18 protein-coding genes are annotated in these 18,972 nt (G+C 67.6%); 14 read left to right on the top strand and 4 right to left on the bottom strand.

All coding sequences use genetic code 11. The annotated features are described in order from the left end of the window. Positions 1–388: 388 nt before the first annotated feature. The gene (mgtA, locus tag WS66_RS05000; RefSeq protein ID WP_082729054.1) at positions 389–3,160 is read left to right on the top strand and encodes a magnesium-translocating P-type ATPase; all 2,772 of its coding nucleotides are present in this window, start codon (positions 389–391) and stop codon (positions 3,158–3,160) included. Positions 3,161–3,227: 67 nt separating this feature from the next. After that, positions 3,228–3,974: a transporter gene (locus tag WS66_RS04995; RefSeq protein WP_082729058.1), complete on the top strand. Its 747-nt coding sequence runs from the start codon at positions 3,228–3,230 to the stop codon at positions 3,972–3,974. A 72-nt stretch (positions 3,975–4,046) separates the two neighbouring features. On the opposite strand, the gene WS66_RS04990 is transcribed toward WS66_RS04995, so the two are convergent. Both WS66_RS04990 and WS66_RS04985 read right to left on the bottom strand, forming a co-directional pair. After that, on the bottom strand, positions 4,047–4,331 hold the full coding sequence (locus tag WS66_RS04990) for a hypothetical protein (protein WP_059607319.1): 285 nt from the start codon (positions 4,329–4,331) through the stop codon (positions 4,047–4,049). A gap of 71 nt (positions 4,332–4,402) precedes the next feature. Continuing rightward, positions 4,403–5,278 carry a LysR family transcriptional regulator gene (locus WS66_RS04985; protein ID WP_059607213.1) on the bottom strand — a complete coding sequence of 292 codons (876 nt, stop codon included), beginning with the start codon at positions 5,276–5,278 and terminating at the stop codon, positions 4,403–4,405. A gap of 93 nt (positions 5,279–5,371) precedes the next feature. Here WS66_RS04985 and WS66_RS04980 point away from each other — a divergent pair, with 93 nt between their 5' ends. From WS66_RS04980 to WS66_RS04955, 6 genes are all read left to right on the top strand, one after another. After that, a complete protein-coding gene (locus WS66_RS04980) occupies positions 5,372–5,617 on the top strand; it encodes a hypothetical protein (RefSeq protein WP_082729057.1) in 246 nt (81 codons plus the stop codon). A 197-nt stretch (positions 5,618–5,814) separates the two neighbouring features. Continuing rightward, positions 5,815–6,882: a serine hydrolase gene (locus WS66_RS04975; RefSeq protein WP_059607209.1), complete on the top strand. Its 1,068-nt coding sequence runs from the start codon at positions 5,815–5,817 to the stop codon at positions 6,880–6,882. Between the two features lie 46 nt (positions 6,883–6,928). Further along, the gene (locus tag WS66_RS04970) at positions 6,929–7,165 is read left to right on the top strand and encodes a DUF7661 family protein (RefSeq protein ID WP_059607207.1); all 237 of its coding nucleotides are present in this window, start codon (positions 6,929–6,931) and stop codon (positions 7,163–7,165) included. A gap of 120 nt (positions 7,166–7,285) precedes the next feature. Further along, a complete protein-coding gene (locus tag WS66_RS04965) occupies positions 7,286–7,741 on the top strand; it encodes a MarR family winged helix-turn-helix transcriptional regulator (RefSeq protein WP_059607205.1) in 456 nt (151 codons plus the stop codon). Positions 7,742–7,809: 68 nt separating this feature from the next. Then, complete coding sequence (locus tag WS66_RS04960; RefSeq protein WP_059607203.1) at positions 7,810–8,373, top strand: isochorismatase family protein; 564 nt, start codon at positions 7,810–7,812, stop codon at positions 8,371–8,373. Beyond that, positions 8,370–9,824 (top strand): DHA2 family efflux MFS transporter permease subunit, encoded by a 1,455-nt coding sequence (locus tag WS66_RS04955; protein WP_059607201.1) that lies wholly within the window; start codon positions 8,370–8,372, stop codon positions 9,822–9,824. The genes WS66_RS04960 and WS66_RS04955 overlap by 4 nt, the downstream gene beginning before the upstream one ends. A gap of 29 nt (positions 9,825–9,853) precedes the next feature. Here WS66_RS04955 and WS66_RS04950 read toward each other — a convergent pair whose 3' ends face one another. Next, positions 9,854–10,453 carry a LysE family translocator gene (locus tag WS66_RS04950; protein WP_082729053.1) on the bottom strand — a complete coding sequence of 200 codons (600 nt, stop codon included), beginning with the start codon at positions 10,451–10,453 and terminating at the stop codon, positions 9,854–9,856. A 95-nt stretch (positions 10,454–10,548) separates the two neighbouring features. On the opposite strand from WS66_RS04950, the gene WS66_RS04945 reads away from it, so the two are divergent. Both WS66_RS04945 and WS66_RS04940 read left to right on the top strand, forming a co-directional pair. Then, positions 10,549–11,424 (top strand): LysR substrate-binding domain-containing protein, encoded by an 876-nt coding sequence (locus WS66_RS04945; RefSeq protein ID WP_059607199.1) that lies wholly within the window; start codon positions 10,549–10,551, stop codon positions 11,422–11,424. Between the two features lie 256 nt (positions 11,425–11,680). Next, positions 11,681–12,922: a mechanosensitive ion channel family protein gene (locus WS66_RS04940; protein WP_059607197.1), complete on the top strand. Its 1,242-nt coding sequence runs from the start codon at positions 11,681–11,683 to the stop codon at positions 12,920–12,922. A gap of 58 nt (positions 12,923–12,980) precedes the next feature. Here the strand turns inward: WS66_RS04940 and WS66_RS04935 are convergent, their stop codons facing one another. Further along, a complete protein-coding gene (locus WS66_RS04935; protein WP_059607196.1) occupies positions 12,981–14,402 on the bottom strand; it encodes an aminotransferase-like domain-containing protein in 1,422 nt (473 codons plus the stop codon). A 152-nt stretch (positions 14,403–14,554) separates the two neighbouring features. On the opposite strand from WS66_RS04935, the gene WS66_RS04925 reads away from it, so the two are divergent. From WS66_RS04925 to WS66_RS04905, 4 genes are all read left to right on the top strand, one after another. Next, entirely contained in the window at positions 14,555–16,879 is a 2,325-nt protein-coding gene (locus tag WS66_RS04925; RefSeq protein ID WP_059607194.1) for an FdhF/YdeP family oxidoreductase, read from the top strand. A 12-nt stretch (positions 16,880–16,891) separates the two neighbouring features. After that, positions 16,892–17,812 (top strand): bestrophin family protein, encoded by a 921-nt coding sequence (locus WS66_RS04920; RefSeq protein ID WP_059607192.1) that lies wholly within the window; start codon positions 16,892–16,894, stop codon positions 17,810–17,812. Positions 17,813–17,973: 161 nt separating this feature from the next. Then, entirely contained in the window at positions 17,974–18,303 is a 330-nt protein-coding gene (locus WS66_RS04915) for a hypothetical protein (protein ID WP_059607190.1), read from the top strand. Positions 18,304–18,550: 247 nt separating this feature from the next. After that, positions 18,551–18,883 (top strand): hypothetical protein, encoded by a 333-nt coding sequence (locus WS66_RS04905; protein ID WP_059607188.1) that lies wholly within the window; start codon positions 18,551–18,553, stop codon positions 18,881–18,883. Positions 18,884–18,972: the final 89 nt, after the last annotated feature.

Raw genomic sequence — 18,972 nt, 5'->3', positions numbered from 1 at the left:
ATTTTTTCGATATCGCCGAATGTCCGCGCTGCGCAACCGTGCGTTGCCGCGCGCATACGTTCGCGCCGCACGCAGCGCACGCCGCGTGCGTGTTCCGTTCGCGTGCCGTCCGGCCGCGCGCCCTCGAGCGTGCGCGGCTGCCGATCGCCCGTGCCGCCCACCCGCAACCGACAGGAGTGCAGATGAACTCAGACGACAGTAGTCGATTACCGCTCGCCGGTGCGACGCCGCGCTTCGCCCTGCGGACCGCACTCCGCGCGCCGGCGAGCCTTCCTCCCTTCACCGATCCACAGCCGATCGCGCCCGGCGCGACGCGGCGGGAAGCGTTCGTGCGTCGATAACGTCACGGTCGCTTCCCGTCCGCCGCCGCGCGCGCAAGGAGCGACTCATGACACAACGAAACACCTCGCAGAAGAAACAGCGCGGCTTCATCAACGCCGGCCCCGGTCAGCAGAACGAACCGCGCGCCATGCGCGCCGCGCAGGAAGCGGCTCGCCCGCTCGAAGAAACCTTCAAGTCGCTGCATACCAGCATGCGCGGCCTCACCTGCGCGCAGGCCGCCGACCGCCTCCAGCACGACGGCCCGAACGAAATCGCGCACGACAAGCCGCCGCACTGGACGCGCCAGCTGCTGCATGCGTTCCACAATCCGTTCGTCTACGTGCTGCTGGTGCTGGCCGCGATCAGCTTCTTCACCGACGTCTATTTCGCGGCACCTGACGATCGCGACTACGTCGGCATGACGATCCTGCTTGCGATGGTCACGATCAGCGCGCTGCTGCGCTTCGTGCAGGAATTCCGGTCGCTTCGCGCGGCCGAAAAGCTCAAGGCGATGGTTCGCACGACGGCGACCGTGCAGCGCGCGGTGACCGACACGTCCGAGCCGGCGCGACGCGAGGTGCCGATGCGCGAAGTGGTGGTCGGCGACATCGTGCACCTGTCGGCCGGCGACATGATTCCCGCCGACGTGCGTCTGCTCGCGTCCCGCGACCTGTTCATCAGCCAGGCGGTGCTGACCGGCGAAGCGCTGCCGGTCGAGAAGTACGACACGCTCGGCGCGGTTGCCGGCAAGTCGGCCCACGCGGGCATGGCGGGCACGCCGGGCGCGGCGAACGACGCGTCGACGTCGCTGCTCGATCTCGAGAACGTGTGCTTCATGGGCACCAACGTGGTCAGCGGCACCGCGACGGCCGTGGTCGTCGCGACCGGCGAGGACACGTATTTCGGATCGCTCGCGCGCAACGTGGTGAGCCACAAGCGCATCGAGACGAGCTTTGACCGCGGCGTCGCGAGCGCGAGCTGGCTGCTGATCAGGTTCATGTTCGTGATGGTGCCGATCGTGTTCATGATCAACGGCCTGACCAAGGGCGACTGGCTGAGCGCGCTCACGTTCGCGCTTGCGGTGGCCGTCGGCCTCACGCCCGAGATGCTGCCGATGATCGTCAGCGCGAATCTCGCGCGCGGCGCGATCGCGATGGCGCGCCGCAAGGTCGTCGTGAAGCGGCTGAACTCCGTGCAGAACTTCGGCGCGATGGACGTGCTGTGCACCGACAAGACCGGCACGCTCACGCAGGACAAGATCATCCTCGAACAGCATCTCGACCTGTCCGGCCACCGGAACGAGGACATCCTTCGGCTCGGCTGGCTGAACAGCTTCCATCAGAGCGGCCAGAAGAACCTGATCGACATCGCGGTGGTCGCGCGCGCCGACGAGATCGGCGAGCGCGTGAAGCCGCAGGGCTGCAGGAAGATCGACGAGCTGCCGTTCGACTTCGTGCGCCGCCGCCTGTCGGTCGTCGTCGAGGACGCGCACGGCGCGCACCTGCTGATCTGCAAGGGCGCGGTCGAGGAAATGCTCGCGGTATCGACCCACGTGCAGGACGAGCACGGCGTGCGTCCGCTCGACTTCGTCGCGCGCAAGCGACTGCTCGAACAGGCAAACGCATACAACGAGGACGGCTTCCGCGTGCTGGTGCTCGCGACGCGCGCGATCCCGCGTGGCGACGAACGCGAACAATACCGCACCGCCGACGAGCGCGACCTCGTCGTGCGCGGTTTCCTGACCTTCCTCGATCCGCCAAAGGAATCGGCCGCACCGGCGCTCGCCGCGCTGCGCGATAACGGCGTGTCGGTGAAGGTGCTGACGGGCGACAATCCGACCGTCACGATGAAAGTGTGCCGCCAGGTCGGCCTCGAACCGGGCAAGCCGGTGCTCGGCACCGAAATCGAGGCGCTCGACGACGCGACGCTCGCGCAAGTCGTCGAACGCACGACGGTGTTCGCGAAACTCACGCCGCTGCAGAAGGCGCGCATCGTGAAGGCGCTGCAGGCGAACGGCCACACGGTCGGCTTCCTCGGCGACGGCATCAACGACGCGCCCGCACTGCGCGACGCCGACGTCGGCATTTCGGTCGACAGCGGCGCCGACATCGCGAAGGAAACCGCCGACATCATCTTGCTCGAAAAGAGCCTGATGGTGCTCGAGGAAGGCGTGATCAAGGGCCGCGAGACGTTCGGCAACATCCTGAAGTACCTGAACATGACGGCCAGCTCGAACTTCGGCAACGTATTCTCGGTGCTCGTCGCCAGCGCGTTCCTGCCGTGGGAGCCGATGCTCGCAACGCAGTTGCTCGTGCTGAACCTGATCTACGACACGTCGCAGATGCTGCTGCCGTGGGACAAGATGGATCCGGAGTTCCTGAAGAAGCCGCGCAAATGGGAAGCCGGCAACATCGGCCGTTTCATGCTGTGGGTCGGGCCAACGTCGTCGGTGTTCGACATCACGACCTACGTGCTGATGTGGACCGTGTTCGGTGCGGGCGCGATGTATCACCTGCAAGGCGGCTCGGGCGGCCAGATCGTGATGAACTCGGGCTGGTTCATCGAGAGCCTCGTGTCGCAGACGCTCGTCGTGCACCTGCTGCGCACGCAGAAGATTCCGTTCCTGCAGAGCACGGCCGCACTGCCGGTGCTGCTGTCGACATTCACCGCGATCGCGATCGGCTGCTGGCTGCCGTTCTCGCCGTTCGCGGATTCGCTCGGCTTCATGCACCTGCCGGGCACCTACTGGCTGTGGCTCGCCGCAACGATGGTCGGCTACATCCTGCTCGCGCAGATCGTCAAGACGATCTATGTGCGCCGCTACAAGCAGTGGTTCTGATTTCCTCCAGGCGACGGCGTGCCGGCTCGCATGGGCCGGCCGCCCACGACGCACTACAGGTGACATGATGAAAAGAAGAATGCTTCCGCTCGCAGCCGCGAGCGCCCTCCTCGCGCCGCTGGATGCCTACGCAGCTCATCCGCTCGTCAGCGACGACACGGGCACGCAGGGCAATGCGAACTGGCAGTTCGAGTTCAACGGCGAGGAAACCTCGAAACAGGACGAGAACGGCCGCCATCAGTTATGGAACGCGACGCTCACGCGCGGGTTCGGCGAGCACGTCGATCTCTACGTGAACGCGCCTTACACGCATCTGCAAACGCGGACCGACGACAACGGCGCGGGCATCGGCGATGTCGAGATCGGCATGAAATGGCGCTTCGTCGAACACGGGCCGCTATCGCTTGCGCTGAAACCGAAGGTGACGATGCCGACCGGCAACGACGGTCGCGGGCTCGGCACGGGCCGCGTCGGCACTGGCGCGACGCTGCTCGCGCAAGCCGACGTCGCGCGCTTCTCGCTGCTCGCGAATGCGGGCCTCGCCTACCAGCCGAATCGCCAGGGCGATCTGCGCTCGGTCTGGGCCGTGTCGGCCGCGGCGCTCTACAAGGCAACCGACACGCTGCAGTTCGTGGCGGACATCGGCCTGTCGCGCAACACCGAAAGCACGGCCGGCGCGAATCCTGCTTTCGTGATCGCCGGCGCGATCTACTCGCCGAAGCGCTGGTTCGATCTCGACATCGGCTACCGGCACGGGCTGAACGACCAGACCTACCGTCATTCCATCATGGGTGGCGTAACGGCGCGGTGGTGATGCCGCGGTGATGCGGCCGACGCCGCATGTCTGAGCGCACCACGACGGGCCGCCTTCGGGTGGCCCGTTTTCTCATTTGCCGTCGTTCGCGCCGAACAGTTGCGCGCACACGGCGCGCCCCTCTTCGGTCAATGCGGCGCTGCCGGTGCCGTCGTCGTTCAGCGTCGTCCCGCTCAGGCCGGCGGCGTCGAGTTGGGTCAGCACGCGACGCAGCGTGCTCATCGGCAATTGCGCGCGCTTCGCGATCTTCGGCAGCGACCACGTTCTGCCGGACGGATCGGTCGCGGCTTCGTGCAGCGTCGCGAGCGTCGCAACGAGTGCGGGATCGAGCGGGGCGTCGTCGGATTCTGAAGTCATCGGTTCGGGTTCGCGAGCCGGCGCGGGACCGGCATTCAGGACGGATGCAATCGCGGACACTATACGCCCGGTCACGCGCCCTTGATCGCAGTGCGCATGAACGACACGAAACGCGTCGTCACGGGATCGTCGCGGCCGGACAGCCACGCCAGCCCGACGCGCCATTTCGCGTCCCTGCCGGCGAGCGGCAACACGGTCGCGTCGCGCAGCAGGTACTGCGCACGCGACGGAATGAACGCAACGCCGACCCCGGCCGCGACCGACGTGAGCACTGATTGAACGTCCTCTGCCTGCTGCGTGACCTGCGGCACGAAGCGCCGCTCGACGCACCACCGGTCGATCTGCGCGGCGAGCCCGGGGCCGCGTGCGCGCTGCAGCGCGATGAAGCCGATCTCGTTGAGCACGCCGAGATCGGCCGGCACGCGCTTGAAGCCGAGGTGCGGCGGCACCGCGAGCGCAAGCCCTTCGTCGATCACCTTGAACGACGACAATCCTTCATCCGACGGCAATCGCAGGAACCCCGCGTCGAGCTTGCCCGCGCGGAGCCGACGCGTTTGCTCGGACGACGACAGGTCGCTCAGCGTGACCGCGATGCCCGGATTGCGGCGCCGGAATTCCGCGACAAGTTTCGGCACGAGCGTCAGCACGGACAGGCAGATGCCGAGCCGCAAATGCCCGCGTTGCCCGCTGGTCGCCTCCCGTGCGCGCGCGAGCATCTCGTCGGCATCGCGCACGAGCGCCTGCGCATCGGGCAGGAAGCGTTCACCGAACGGCGTCAGCTCCGCGCCATGCCGCCCGCGCTCGAACAGCTTGCCGCCGAGGCTCGCCTCGAGCGCGCCGATCTGCTTGCTCAGCGCCGGCTGGCTCATGTGCAACGTGTCGGCCGCGCGGCTGAAATGGCTGAGTTCGGTGACCGTCAGGAAAGTGCGCAGCAGTTTCAATTCCATTCTTCAAAGGAATCGTATCGATCGAAACATTCATTTTACTGATCGAATGGCGTGACGTTCAATACGGGCACGCCCCTTTCGGAATTCACCATCATGCCTCTCGATCATGCGGCCGAGTGCCTGACCGACGTGTCCCACGACACGGTCGTCACCGACGCAAGCGATGCCGAGCCCGACGCGCCGGCGCCCGAGCGTCGCACCGCACGCACCGCACGCGCCGACGGCCGCAGCCGCCGCTTCCGCTTCGGCGATGCGCTGGACGACGCGCAGCCGCGTGCCGTCACCGGTTCGATCGCGATCAGCTTCGCGGTCGTATCGCGGCGGAACTGGCCGCGTTGAGTCGACACGCCAGGCGCCCGCCGACGAACGCACGCGTTCGACCCTCCGCAAAAAAACAGCAGAAATCCGCGCGCATCACGCGTCATTGCGCGCACATCCATCGTCATCGTCACGCGATCGACCTTATAATTTCCCGCAGCCACTGACCGCCCACGCATTTCGCGCCGCCGCAACGCGCGTGAAAAGGAGACTTTCGCTTGACCGGCCTCATCGCGCGCCTGCCTCGCGCCCGGACCACCCTGATCATCGCCCTCTCATTGCTGACACTCGCATTCGCGACGAACGCGTCCGCGCAGCCGCATCGCACCGCGTCGCCGCATGCGCATGCGAAAGTCGTCAAGAAGAAACCCGCGCCCCGCAAACACAAGGCCGTCAAGCATCGCCGCCCGCGCGTGAAGCATCATGCGGTCAAGCGTCACGCGGCGCCCGCACCGCACCGGCGCGCGAAACGCACGAACGCGGTCCACCCACGCCCCGCCGCGAAGCCGCGCCTGCTCGCGAGCTGCGGCTACAGCCCGCGCGCGGTACGCTCGCTGCACTCGCGCGCGGCCTATGTGCTCGACGTCGACTCCGGCACGCCGCTGCTGGCCCGCAATGCACGCACGGTGCGGCCGATCGCGTCGATCTCGAAGCTGATGACCGCCGTCGTCGCGCGCGACGCGGACCGGCCGCTGAACGGCGTACTGCGCGTCACCTCGCGCGATCGCGACACGATCAAGTTCACCGGTTCACGGCTGCCGATCGGCGCCGAACTGTCGCGCCGCCAGATGTTCCATATCGCGCTGATGTCGTCGGAAAATCGCGCGGCCGCCGCGCTGAGCCGCGACTATCCGGGTGGCCGCGCCGCGTTCGTGAAGGCGATGAACCGCGAGGCGCGCCGGCTCGGGATGCGCCATACGCATTTCCGCGAACCGACCGGCCTGTCGCCGCACAACGTGTCGACCGCCGAGGATCTCGCGCGGCTCGTCGACGCAGCCGCGCAGGATCCGCTGATCCGCTATTTCTCGACGGACACGTCGACCACCGTGCAGGCCGGCGATGGCGATCTGCTGTACGTGAACTCCGATCCGCTCGTCCGCTACGGCCGCCTGCCGATCCGGATGCAGAAAACCGGCTTCATCAACGAATCGGGGCACGGCGTCGTCATGCGCATGCACGTGAAGGGCCGCCGCGAAACTGTCGTGCTGCTTGGCGCGCCGACGCGCGCCGGCGTGTCGAGCGATGCACTGAAGATCCATCGCTGGCTGGCCTGCTCGATCCAGTAAGCACGACGCGCGCGGCCGGCGCGCTCATCCACGAAGGAGCGATGCCATGCAGGACGAATACCGTTTCAACGCGTTCGGACGCCTGCTCGCCGTCGTGCGTTCGAACGGCCGCTGGGCCGTGTTCGATCTCGGCGCCGAAGGCAAGCGACGGCCGGCCAACCTGCAGATTCCGTCCGCGCTCGCCGCGGACGAACTTGCGCAATATCTCGGCGACCTGCCGCACGAGGATGCATCGCCGAAGTACAACGACGTCGTGCCGATTCCGTCCCCGCGCCGCGCGTAACGCGCCGCCGCCCGCCGCCGACGTCCCGCCCACCGGTGGTTGCCGCGCCACCACCCGCCACTCCGGTCGTATCGAGGTCAAATTTGACAGCTTAACTTGCAAGTTAAACTGTCGTGTTCTATGATCCGCCGCATGACACCGCCACGCACACCCGGCGTTTCCGCCGATACCGTCGCCGCCGAACTGACCCTCGCGGTCGGCCAGTTGATCCGCCGGCTGCGTTCCGAGATCGAATCCGAAGGGCTCGGCATGTCGCAGACGAGCGCGCTCGCGCGGCTCGAACGACAGGGCCCGATGACCACCGCCGATCTCGCCCGCGCCGAGGCGATGAAGCCGCAGTCGATGAAGGCCATTCTCGCAAGCCTCGAAGAAGACGGGCTCGTCGAACGCGAGCCTCATCCGACCGACGGCCGCCAGATCCTGTTCCTGCTGACCGCAGCCGGCCTCGCGGCACGTCGCAAGCGCGACACCGCGAAGCACAAGTGGCTCGGTGCCGCGATCGAGAAGCTCGGCCCGGAAGACATCCGCACGCTCGCCGCCGCGATTCCGCTGATCCGGCGCATCGGCGAGCAATGACCCCGCCTGCGTGATGCGCGGCATCCGCGTGCACGCTTTTCTTCGCCCAATTCACGGAGCATCACGCCATGAGCACAACCCGTCTCGACACGCAAACGGCGCTCGTCGTCATCGACCTGCAGAAGGGTATCGTCGCGCTGCCCACCGCCCATCCGGTCGCACCGGTGATCGAGCGCGCGCGCGAACTGCTCGACGCCTTCCGTAGCCGCGGCCTGCCCGTCGTGCTCGTCAACGTCGCCGGCAGCGCGCCGGGCCGCACGCAGCAGCAGGTGCGTGTGGATGCCTTTCCCGCCGACTGGACCGATCTTCTGCCCGAACTGAACCGCCAGCCGAGCGACCATATCGTGACGAAGAAGACCTGGGGCGCGTTTACCGGCACCGGTCTCGACGCGCACCTGAAAGCGGCCGGCGTCACACAGACCGTGCTGGCCGGCATCGCGACGAGCATCGGCGTCGAATCGACGGCCCGCCAGGCGCACGAGCTCGGCTACAACGTGACGCTCGCGATCGACGCGATGACCGACCTCAACGCCGACGCGCACACGAACAGCGTCGAACGGCTGTTCCCACGTCTAGGCGAGACGGGCCCGACGCAAGAAATCCTCGCGCTGCTCGACCGGCGCGGCGCGTGAGCGACAAACGCGCTCAGCGGGTGCCGGGCCACGCGGCCGGCCGGCTCGATCCATCGATCTGGAAAGTCAGCGCGGTCGCAACGCTCGGCTCGCTGCTGTCGCAACTCGACGCGACGATCGTCAACGTATCGCTGGCAAGCCTCGCGACCGACCTGCACGCGAGCCTGTCGACGATCCAGTGGGTGACGAGCGCCTACCTGCTCGCCCTCACGCTGGTGTTGCCGCTGAACGGCTGGCTGGTCGACCGCATCGGCGCGAAGGCGCTGTACCTGTGGTGTTTCGCCGCGTTCACGCTGACGTCCGCGCTGTGCGGGCTCGCGTGGTCCGCGCCGTCGCTGATCGCATTCCGCGTGCTCCAGGGCGTCAGCGGCGGGCTGCTCGCGCCGATGGCGCAGATGATGATCGCGCGCGTGGCCGGCCAGCAGATGGCGCGCGTGATCGGTTACGCGGCGGTGCCCGTGCTGATCGCGCCGATCCTCGGGCCCGTCATCGCCGGTGCAATCCTGCAGCACGCATCATGGCGCTGGCTGTTTCTCGTGAATCTGCCGGTCGGTGCACTGGCGCTTGCGCTGGCCGTGTGGTTCCTGCCCGGCGACCGCGAGCAAACGCAGCGGCGCGAACTCGACTGGGTCGGCCTCGCGCTGCTGTCGCCGGCGCTCGTGCTGTTCCTGTATGGCGCCGAGCGCATCGACGCGGTGCCCGGCATCGCCGCGATCGCGGGTTCGGTGCTGCTGCTCGCCGCGTTCCTGCGCGTCGCGCGGCGCAAGGGCGAGCATGCGCTGATCGACCTCGCGCTGTTTCGCTCGCGCGTATTCAGCGCGGCCGCTGCCACGCAGTTCCTGTCGAACGGCGCGATCTACGCGGGCCAGATGCTGATTCCGGTGTTCCTGATCGAAGCGTGCGGCCGCTCGCCCGGCGAAATGGGCTGGCTGCTGGCGCCGCTCGGGCTCGGCATGCTCGTCACCTATCCGTCGATGGGCGCGCTGACCGGCCGGTTCGGCGTGCGCCGGCTGGCCGCCGCCGGCGCGCTGCTCGCGCTCGCCGCGACGCTGCCGTTCGTGTATCTCGCGCTGGCCGGCTACGATCCCTACGTGCTGGTGCCTGCGCTGTTTCTGCGCGGGATGGGCCAGAGCGCGATCGGCGCACCGTCGATTTCCGCCGCGTATGCGTCGGTCGAACGGCGCAACCTGCCGATGGCGACGACGTCGCTCAATATCGTCCAGCGCCTCGGCGGCCCGACGTTCACGACGATCTGCACGCTGCTTCTCGCATGGCGGCTGCAGGCCGAATCCGTGTCGACCGGCGGCACGCACGGGACCGCCTACGCGTGGGCGTTCGGCCTGCTTTGCGCACTGCATGCGGCGAGCTTCGTGACGACGCTGCGGCTGCCGCGATGGTCGAGCGGCGCGGGCGGACGGCCGGCGGAGGCCGCTCGGGCCGGTCCGCGCTGAATGCCGGGGCCGCGCCGCGCGTGGCGCCGCTACTTAAGCCACATCGGCACGATCGACGCCGCGAGCAGGATGCCCAACCCGGCATTCACGCAACGCCACTGCCGCTCCGTGCGCAGCACGCGCGCGAACAGCAGCCCGGCACAACACCAGAGCGACAGCGACGCCATCGCCGCCACGCCGAATGCCAGCCCGATCAATACCCCGAGCCTCACGGGGCCGGACGCCAGCGCGGCGAACGACGCGGCCGCGCCGAGCGTCATCGCCCAGCCCTTCGGGTTGTGCCACAGCATCCAGACGCCGCTGACGAACCCTTGCGGCCGATGCACGGCCGCGTCGACGCCGGGCTTGCCGCCGCGCGCGATCCGCGTGGCCAGCCACAGCAGATACAGCGAGCCGAGCACCTTCATCCCGAGTTGCAGCGCAGGCAGCGCCAGCAGCACGCTGCCGAGCCCGGCCGCGGCGGCGGCGGCCATCGATGCCAGACCGGCCGCGATGCCCGCCATCATCGGCAACGAACGCCGATAGCCGAAATGCGCGCCCGATGCTGTCGCCAGCGTTGTCGCGCCACCCGGCGTCACCGTGGACACGATCACGAACAGCATCAGCGGAAAGTAGTCTTGAAGCGGCACGCGGGCCCCCGGTCATGGTCGTCGAAGCCCCGTTTTACCCGCGATCCACGCATTACGAAAGCGAAAGCTTTTTATGTCTTCCATTAGCATTCATAATGCGACCTATGGTACGCAACCTCGACATCGCCCTGCTTCGCGCCTTCGTCACGGTCGCCGATCACGGCAGCATGACGGCGGCGAGCCGCGCGCTGAACCTGACGCAAGGCGCGGTCAGCCAGCAGGTCGCGCGGCTCGAAACGCTGTCCGGCCCGCTGTTCGTGCGCGAGCATCGCAACCTGCTGCTCACCGCGGACGGCGAGCGTCTGCTCGCGCAGGCGCGCCGGCTGCTCGCCGCGCACGACGCGCTGCTGACCGACATGACGGCCGGCGCGATGGAAGGCGCCGTGCGCATCGGCGCGCCGCAGGATCTCGTCGGCAGCTGTCTCGCGCCGATCCTGAAAGGCTATGCGCACGCGCATCCGCAAGTCGCGCTGTCGCTCGTGTGCGCGGCGTCGCCCGAACTGCGCAAGGCGCTCAGGCAAGGCGAGATCGATGTCGCGTTGATCGAGGCGCCGGTCGGCCCGTCGCGCGGCGAATGCGTCGCCGTCGACCGTCTGGTCTGGGTCGGCGCGAAAGGTGGCAGCGCCCATCTGCAGACATCGCTGCCCGTGTCGATGGTCGACCGGACCTGCGCGTTCCGCCCGACCGTGCTCGACGCACTGCGCGCCTGCGACCGCGCATGGCGCACGGTGTTCGAGAACGGCAGCATCGACGCAACGGCCGCGACCGTGCGCTCCGATCTGGCGGTGACCGTCTGGCTCGCGTCCACCGTACCGGTCGATCTCGACATCCTGCCCGCCGACAGCGGCCTGCCCGCGCTGCCGAATTTCGCGATCAACCTCCATCTGCCGCGCGGCGAGCCCACGCCGGCTGCGGCGGAACTGGGCCGCCACCTGCGCAACGGCTTCGCGCGCATGCGCACGGCCGCCTAGCCTTCTTCCCCGCTTGCCGCTACGCGACACGTGCCCCGAGCGAGCATTGCATGGCAATGCGCGCAGTGTGTTGCCCGCCATGAAAACAAGGCAGTGCGACGTAACGGTGAAAATGTTCCGGAGCCCTACGTCATGCATTCGCGGCATCCGGGCGGAACCCGATGGCACAATCACGGTCCCTTTCATGTGCCCTTCAGCGGGCGCGCGCCGCATCGCGGCGCAGATTCAACGCACGAGAAGGACCCTATCTGCCCTTATGACCCTGAACGAATCCTGGTTTGCGCCGCTCGTCGGCATCCTCATCCTGCTCGCCGCCGCCGGCGCGATCACGGCCACCGCTCATTTCCTGCTGTTCCGCGTGGTCGCGCGTCTTGCGCGGCTGTCGGCCACCCACATCGACGACGCGCTGTTCGAGTTCGGCGCATTCAAGTGGCTGAACCGCATCGTGCCGTTCGTCGTGATCAAGCTCGGGCTCGGCGCGGTGCCCGGCATCCCCGCCGTGGCCGCTCAAACCGCCGACAAGGTGCTGTTCGCGCTGATCGTGTTCCTGGTGTCGATGACGATCAGCGCGACGCTGTCCGCGCTCGAGCACACGCATCGCACGAGCCGGCGCGACCAGCCGCGCCTGTCGCTGAAAGGCGCGATGCAGCTCGTCAAGCTCGTGATGTTCATCACGGCCGCGCTCGTCGTGATCGGCGACGCGACCGGCAAGCAGATCGGTCTGCTGCTGTCGGGCATCGGCGCGATGTCGGCGGTGCTGATGCTGATCTTCAAGGACACGCTGCTCGGCCTCGTCGCCGGCGTGCAGCTGTCGTCGAACGACATGCTGCGGATCGGCGACTGGATCACGATGCCGTCGGCCGGCGCGGACGGCACCGTGATCGACATCACGTTGAACACGGTCAAGGTTGCGAACTTCGATCACACGATCATCACGGTGCCGACCTGGAAGCTGATCACCGAAAGCTACCAGAACTGGCGCGGGATGACCGAGGCCGGCGGGCGCCGCATCAAGCGCGCGCTGTTCGTCGACGCGACGAGCGTGCGCTTTCTCGGCAACGACGAGATCGAACGGCTCGAACGCCTGACGCTCCTGAAGGACTACCTGGAAGACAAAGTCGACGCGATCGCGCAATGGAACGGCACGCTCGGTGCCGCCGGCGAATGCCAGGCGAACCGCCGTCAGCTCACGAATCTCGGCACGTTCCGCGCGTACGTCGCGAACTACCTGAAGGGCCATCCGCGGATCCGCCGCGACATGACGTGCATGGCGCGCCAGTTGCCGCTAACGGCCGAGGGCATTCCGCTCGAACTGTACTGCTTCACCGACACGACGACCTGGGTCGACTACGAGGCGATCCAGTCCGACCTGTTCGATCACCTGATCGCGGTGCTGCCGGAGTTCGGGCTGCGCGTGTACCAGCATCCGTCGGGCTTCGACATGCGCCGGATGGCCGGCGCGGCGCAAGCCGACATGCCGGCGCTGCACGCGCGATAGTGCTTGCCGCGGCGGCCTGCAACGGGTCGCCGCCGGCATCTCGCGCGCGTGGCGCCGCTCACCGCCCCGCGCACTCGGATGCGAGCCGCCCCACCACCTTCAGCGCATCCTCGATCTGCCGCGACCACGGATAACTGTAGTTGAGCCGGATGAAGTGCCGGTAATCGGCGGTCGCCGAGAACATGTGGCCGGGCCCGATCGTGATCCCCTTCGCGAGCGCGAGCGCATACAGCTTCATCGCGTCGACCTGCGGCGGCAGCTCGACCCACAGCACATACCCGCCCTGCGGCTGCGACAATCGCGTGCCTTCCGGGAAGAAGCGCCGCACCATCGCGCTCATCAGGCTCGCCTGCTGCGCATACTGCTTGCGCATCCGCCGCAGATGAAAATCGTAGCCGTCGTGCTTCAGGTATTCGGCGATCGCGAGCTGCTCGATCGCGGGCGTCGCGAGCGTGTTCAGGAATTTCAGCTTCTCGACCTGGTCGCGGTAGCGGCCGGGCATCGCCCAGCCGATCCGGTAGCGCGGCGACAGGCTCTTCGTGAACGACGCGCAATGCAGCACGAGCCCGTCGCGGTCGTACGACTTCAGCGCGCTCGGCGTCGTGTCGCCGTAATGCAGCTCGTGATAGACGTCGCTCTCGATCGCGGGCACGTCATGCTTCGCGAGCAGCTCGACGAGCGCGCGCTTGCGCGCATCGGGCATCTGGAAGCCGAGCGGATTGTGGAAATTCGGCATCACCATGCACGCGGCGATGCGCTCGCGCGCGAGGATCCGTTCGAGCGCGTCCAGATCGATGCCGTCGCCCGGATGGGTCGCCACCTCGAGCGCACGCATGCCCATGCGCTCGATCGCGTGCAGCATCGCGTAGAACGTCGGGGACTCCACCGCGATCGTGTCGCCGGGCTTTGCGACGGCCTGCAGGCACAGGTTGATCGCCTCCGTCGCACCGATCGTCATCACGATCTCGCCCGGCTCGACCGGGATCCCGCGCTCCGCGTAGCGCCGCGCGATCTGGCGGATCAGCTCCTGGTTGCCTGGCGGCAGATCGTCGATCACGCCCCAGCGCGTGCGGCGCCGGCCGATCGTCTGTGCATAGCGCGCAAGACGCTGCACCGGGAACTGCGACGCATCGGGATACGGCGAACCGAGCGGCACCGCGTCGTCGCGCGCGATCGAGCGCAGCGTCGACAGCACGAGCCGGCTCACGTCCACCGCCGACGGCTCGTCGGCCGGCGCCGACACGTGCAGCTCGGCCTCCGCCGGCGCCGTGGCCCGCGCCCGCACGAAATAGCCCGACTGCGGCCGGCTCTCGATCAGCCCGCGGCTCTCGAGCACGAGATATGCGCGCAGCACGGTCGTGACGCTGAGCTGCTGCTGCCGGCTCGCCTGGCGTACCGACGGAATCCGCTCGCCGGGCCGGTACACGCCGCGCTCGATCTGCGCCTGCAGATCATCGGCCAGTTGTTCGTAACGCTTCACGCGCCTCCCCTTCAACTTCCCTTCAACAACACAGTTGCGGTCCGCACTGCCTGATTGGCCGCAACTGTACTCTTTTTCGAAGACGAAAGGTGTACACACAGCGGCCGGAACACTGCGCGTACTCTCCGTGCATCGACCCCGACACACGCATCATGAAAAAGAAATCCGCCGCCGCGCGCATCGAACCGTACACCCACCCGGCCGCCGGCTGGGGCGCGCTGAAAGCCGTCACGATCAACCTGATCAAGGAAAAGGTCGCCGGCGGCAACTACCGCACGCTGCTGCGCCAGAACCAGCCGGACGGCTTCGACTGCCCGGGCTGCGCGTGGCCCGACCGCCAGCATGCCTCGACGTTCGAATTCTGCGAGAACGGCGTGAAGGCCGTGGCCGCCGAAGCGACGAGCAAGCGCGTGACGCCCGAATTCTTCGCCGCGCACACCGTCGCCGAGCTGCTCGAACAGTCGGATTTCGAACTCGAACAGCACGGCCGCCTGACCGACCCGATGGTGTACGACGCGCGGACCGACCGCTACGTGCCGATCGCGTGGGACGACGCGTTCGCGCTGATCGCACGCCACCTGCGCGCGCTGCCGGACCCGAACCAGGCGGCGTTCTACACGTCCGGCCGCGCGAGCAACGAGGCGGCATTCCTGTATCAGCTGCTGGTGCGGCTGTACGGCACCAACAACTTCCCCGACTGCTCGAACATGTGCCACGAGGCGACCAGCCGCGGGCTACCGGCGTCGGTCGGCGTCGGCAAGGGCACCGTCACGCTCGACGATTTCGAGCACGCGGATATGCTGCTCATATTCGGCCAGAATCCGGCAACCAACCACCCGCGGATGATGGGCGAGCTGCGCGAATGCGCGAAGCGCGGCGCGACGATCGTGTCGATTAACCCGCTGAAGGAACGCGGACTCGAGCGTTTCGCCGATCCGCAAAGCCCGCTCGAGATGCTGACGATGTCGGGCACGAAGATCGCGTCGACGTTCATCCAGCCGACGATAGGCGGCGATTTCGCGCTGATCAAGGGAATGGCGAAGCGCGTGCTCGAACTCGACGATGCCGCGCGCGCTGCCGGTGCACCGCGTGTGCTCGACACGGCGTTCATCGGCGAGCACACGGCCGGCTTCGATGCGTTCGCCGAAGATCTGCGCAACGAAAGCTGGTCCGCGCTGACGGCCGAAAGCGGCGTGCCGTACGAGCAGATCGACGGCCTCGCGCAACGCTATGCACGCAGCGAGCGCGTGATCGCGACCTGGGGCATGGGCATCACGCAGCACAAGCATTCGGTCGCGACCGTGCAGATGCTGACGAACCTGATGCTGATGCGCGGCAACATCGGCCGCCCCGGTGCGGGCCTGTGCCCGGTGCGCGGTCACTCGAACGTGCAGGGCAACCGCACGGTCGGCATCGAGGAAAAACCGTCGCAGGCGTTCCTCGACCGGCTCGGCCACGTGTTCGACTTCGAGCCGCCGCGCCATCACGGCTACGACGTCGTCGAAACCATCGAAGGCATGCTCGAAGGCCACGTGAAGGTGCTGATCGGCCTCGGCGGCAACTTCGCGATGGCGACGCCCGACACGCCGCGCACGTGGGAAGGCATGCGCCGCTGCGATCTCTCCGTCCACATCACGACGAAGCTGAACCGCAGCCACCTGATCCACGGCCGCGACGCGCTGATCCTGCCGACGCTCGGCCGCACCGAGATCGACCTGCAGGACAACGTCGCGCAGGGCGTGACGGTCGAGGATTCGATGAGCATGGTCCACGTGTCGTACGGGATGAACAAGCCTGCGTCGCCGAACCTGATGTCGGAGCCCGCGATCGTCGCGCACATCGGCCATGCGCTGTTCGGCAGCGGCAAGATCGACTGGCTCGCGTACAAGGACGACTACGCGAAGATCCGTGACGCGATCGAGGCGACCGTCGACGGCTTCTACGACTACAACGCGCGCATCGCGCGGCCGGGCGGCTTCCACCTGCGCGTCGCGTCGCGCGACCGCGAATGGCTGACGCCGACGGGCAAGGCGAACTTCATCGCGCATGCGCTGCCGACCGACACGCCGATCCAGCGCGCCCGCGCGCTACACGGCGAGCGCCTGATGACGCTGATGACGACGCGATCGCACGACCAGTACAACACGACCGTCTACGGGCTCGACGACCGCTATCGCGGCGTATTCGGCCAGCGTCGCGTGGTGTTCGCCAACCGCGACGACCTCGCGATGCTCGGCCTGAAGGCCGGCGAATGGGTCGACATGGAAACCGTGTGGCACGACGGCATCGAGCGGCGCGCGGACGGTTTCCTGCTCGTCGAATACGACATCCCGCGCGGCTGCATCGGTGCGTACTACCCGGAAACGAACCCGCTGGTGCCGCTCGACAGCGTCGGCGACGTGTGCAACACGCCGACGTCGAAGTCGGTGCCCGTGCTGCTGCATCGCGCGGCCGCGCCGGCGTCGGCCGCTGCCTGACGGAGCGCCGCGATGATCGTTCGGCCGCGCGAGCACTGGTTTCGGATGCTGCTCGTCTGGAACGGATCGGTACTGCCGACCATCCTGCCGCAGCTCGCGCTGACGCTCGCGATCAGCTTGGTCGCGGTATGGGGCGGCGGCCGCCTGCTCGGCGAGAAGGTACCGCTGAATCCGACGCCGTTCACGCTGATCGGCCTCACGCTCGCGATCTTCGCGGGGTTTCGCAACAACGCGAGCTACGAACGCTATCGCGAGGGACGGCAGCTGTGGGGCGGCGTGCTGACCGCCACGCGCACGCTGGTGTCGCAGGCGCTCTGCTACGGCGCGATCGACGGCGACGACGCTGCGCGGCAGGCGTTCGTGCGCAAGGTCGTCGCGTTCGTCCATGCGTTGAAGCATCAGCTGCGCGGCACCGATCCCGCGGCGGACCTGCGCACGCTGCTCGACGGCGCGACCTATACGCGCATCGTTGCCGCCCGGTTTGCACCGATCGCGATCGTCCATGAACTGCGCGAAGCATTCGCCGCGCGCGCCGACGCGGGCCATCTCGCCGATACCCGGCTGTGGATGCTCGACGTGCGCCTCGACGATCTCGTGTCGATGGTGAGCGGCTGCGAGCGCATCGCCTCGACGCCGATCCCGTTCTCGTACGACGTGCTGCTGCACCGGACCATCTACGCGTACTGCGTGCTGCTGCCGTTCGGTCTCGTCGATTCGATCGGCGCGGCGACACCGTTCGTCACCGTGTTCGTCGCCTATACGCTGATCGCGCTCGACGCGATCGCGCATGCGATCGCCGAGCCGTTCGGCGACGGACCGAACCAGCTCGCGCTCGATGCAATGACGCGAACGATCGAGCGCACGCTGCTCGAACTGAACCGCGAACCGCTGCCGGCCGAAGTGACGCCGAGCCCCGCGTATCGGCTCACCTGACGGGCCGACGCTGCCGACGCGCGACGCACGCTCGGCCGGCCTGGCCGCTGTAATGAAGACTTGCAATCGATACAGCCGGAAACGTCAACAGCCGGGGGGCGCACAGCGTTTTTTCCACAAGCGCGCACGTTTCGTGACGCGCAACGACAGGAGAAAACGTCATGCGAGCCCTCACCCGCCATCTCACGATCGCCGCCACCCTGATGTCGGTACTGACCGGCACCGCGTTCGCCGAAACGCCGTGGCAGCAAGCGCATCCGCGCCGCGAGGAGGTCAACCAGCGCCTCGCCAACCAGAATCGCCGGATCCGTCACGAAGTGAAGGAAGGCGAGATGTCGCACGCCCAGGCCGCGCGCCTGCACCGTGACGACCGAAAAATCCGCCAGGAAGAGCGGGACATGGCCGCGCAGGATCGCGGTCACATTACGCAGAGCGAAAAGCACGTGCTGAACCAGCAGGAAAACGCGGTCAGCCACAAGATCGGCCAGTAACGCCGGCAAGCGTCGATTCGCCATCGCTTGAAACGCCCGCTGCCGCCGTGCGGCAGCGGGTGCTTGTTGTTGTATCGAATCGTTTCAGCAGGCCGTTCGCGTCAAGTGCCGCAGGTATACTTCGACGTCAGCCGCCATCCGCATCGACCGTCGACAACGGCACGATTCCGGCGGTTTCGTCGCGAAGCTCCGCGTTTCGCGTACCCCGCGCCCCAGCCTCGACACGAGACACACGACGATCCCGATCATGAAACGATTCCTGCTGCTCCTTCCCGCCGCCCTGCTCGCCGCCTGCGGCTCGGCGCCCTCGTCCGATTCGGCCGCGTCCGGCTCGGCACCGATGATCTACGTGTCGTCCGCGCGCCCGGCCCACGCGATCGCCAACTGCCTCGACAGCCGCCTGTCCGGCACCGCGCAGTCGCAGCACAACGGCGTGACCGACATCACCGTCGGGTCGCGCTCGTATTTCGTCACGCTCACGCCGTCGGGCAACGGGTCCGTCGTCAAGGTCGTGCGCGGCTCGGGCAGCGAGCCGGCCGAGGAAGCGATGCGCTTCGCGATCGCGCGCTGCGTGATCTGACCGCCACCGGCGCCGGGCGCTCCGCCCGGCCCGCAAGCCACGTCACCCGGGCGCCGTCATGCGCGTCCGTCGAATTTTTTCATCCGGGC

This window comes from Burkholderia sp. LA-2-3-30-S1-D2, assembly GCF_001523915.2.
Lineage (GTDB): Bacteria > Pseudomonadota > Gammaproteobacteria > Burkholderiales > Burkholderiaceae > Burkholderia > Burkholderia diffusa.
This window is presented reverse-complemented; position numbering and strand designations above follow the sequence as displayed.

Excerpts from the sequence above, each read along its gene's own strand:
- WS66_RS04970 (WP_059607207.1), top strand. The coding sequence starts at position 6,929 with ATGCAGGACGAATACCGTTTCAACGCGTTCGGACGCCTGCTCGCCGTC.
- WS66_RS04995 (WP_082729058.1), top strand. The coding sequence starts at position 3,228 with ATGAAAAGAAGAATGCTTCCGCTCGCAGCCGCGAGCGCCCTCCTCGCG.
- WS66_RS04965 (WP_059607205.1), top strand. The coding sequence starts at position 7,286 with ATGATCCGCCGCATGACACCGCCACGCACACCCGGCGTTTCCGCCGAT.
- WS66_RS04940 (WP_059607197.1), top strand. The coding sequence starts at position 11,681 with ATGACCCTGAACGAATCCTGGTTTGCGCCGCTCGTCGGCATCCTCATC.
- WS66_RS04945 (WP_059607199.1), top strand. The coding sequence starts at position 10,549 with ATGCGACCTATGGTACGCAACCTCGACATCGCCCTGCTTCGCGCCTTC.
- WS66_RS04920 (WP_059607192.1), top strand. The coding sequence starts at position 16,892 with ATGATCGTTCGGCCGCGCGAGCACTGGTTTCGGATGCTGCTCGTCTGG.
- WS66_RS04915 (WP_059607190.1), top strand. The coding sequence starts at position 17,974 with ATGCGAGCCCTCACCCGCCATCTCACGATCGCCGCCACCCTGATGTCG.
- WS66_RS04990 (WP_059607319.1), bottom strand. The coding sequence starts at position 4,331 with ATGACTTCAGAATCCGACGACGCCCCGCTCGATCCCGCACTCGTTGCG.
- WS66_RS04925 (WP_059607194.1), top strand. The coding sequence starts at position 14,555 with ATGAAAAAGAAATCCGCCGCCGCGCGCATCGAACCGTACACCCACCCG.
- WS66_RS04960 (WP_059607203.1), top strand. The coding sequence starts at position 7,810 with ATGAGCACAACCCGTCTCGACACGCAAACGGCGCTCGTCGTCATCGAC.
- WS66_RS04905 (WP_059607188.1), top strand. The coding sequence starts at position 18,551 with ATGAAACGATTCCTGCTGCTCCTTCCCGCCGCCCTGCTCGCCGCCTGC.
- mgtA (WP_082729054.1), top strand. The coding sequence starts at position 389 with ATGACACAACGAAACACCTCGCAGAAGAAACAGCGCGGCTTCATCAAC.
- WS66_RS04980 (WP_082729057.1), top strand. The coding sequence starts at position 5,372 with ATGCCTCTCGATCATGCGGCCGAGTGCCTGACCGACGTGTCCCACGAC.
- WS66_RS04985 (WP_059607213.1), bottom strand. The coding sequence starts at position 5,278 with ATGGAATTGAAACTGCTGCGCACTTTCCTGACGGTCACCGAACTCAGC.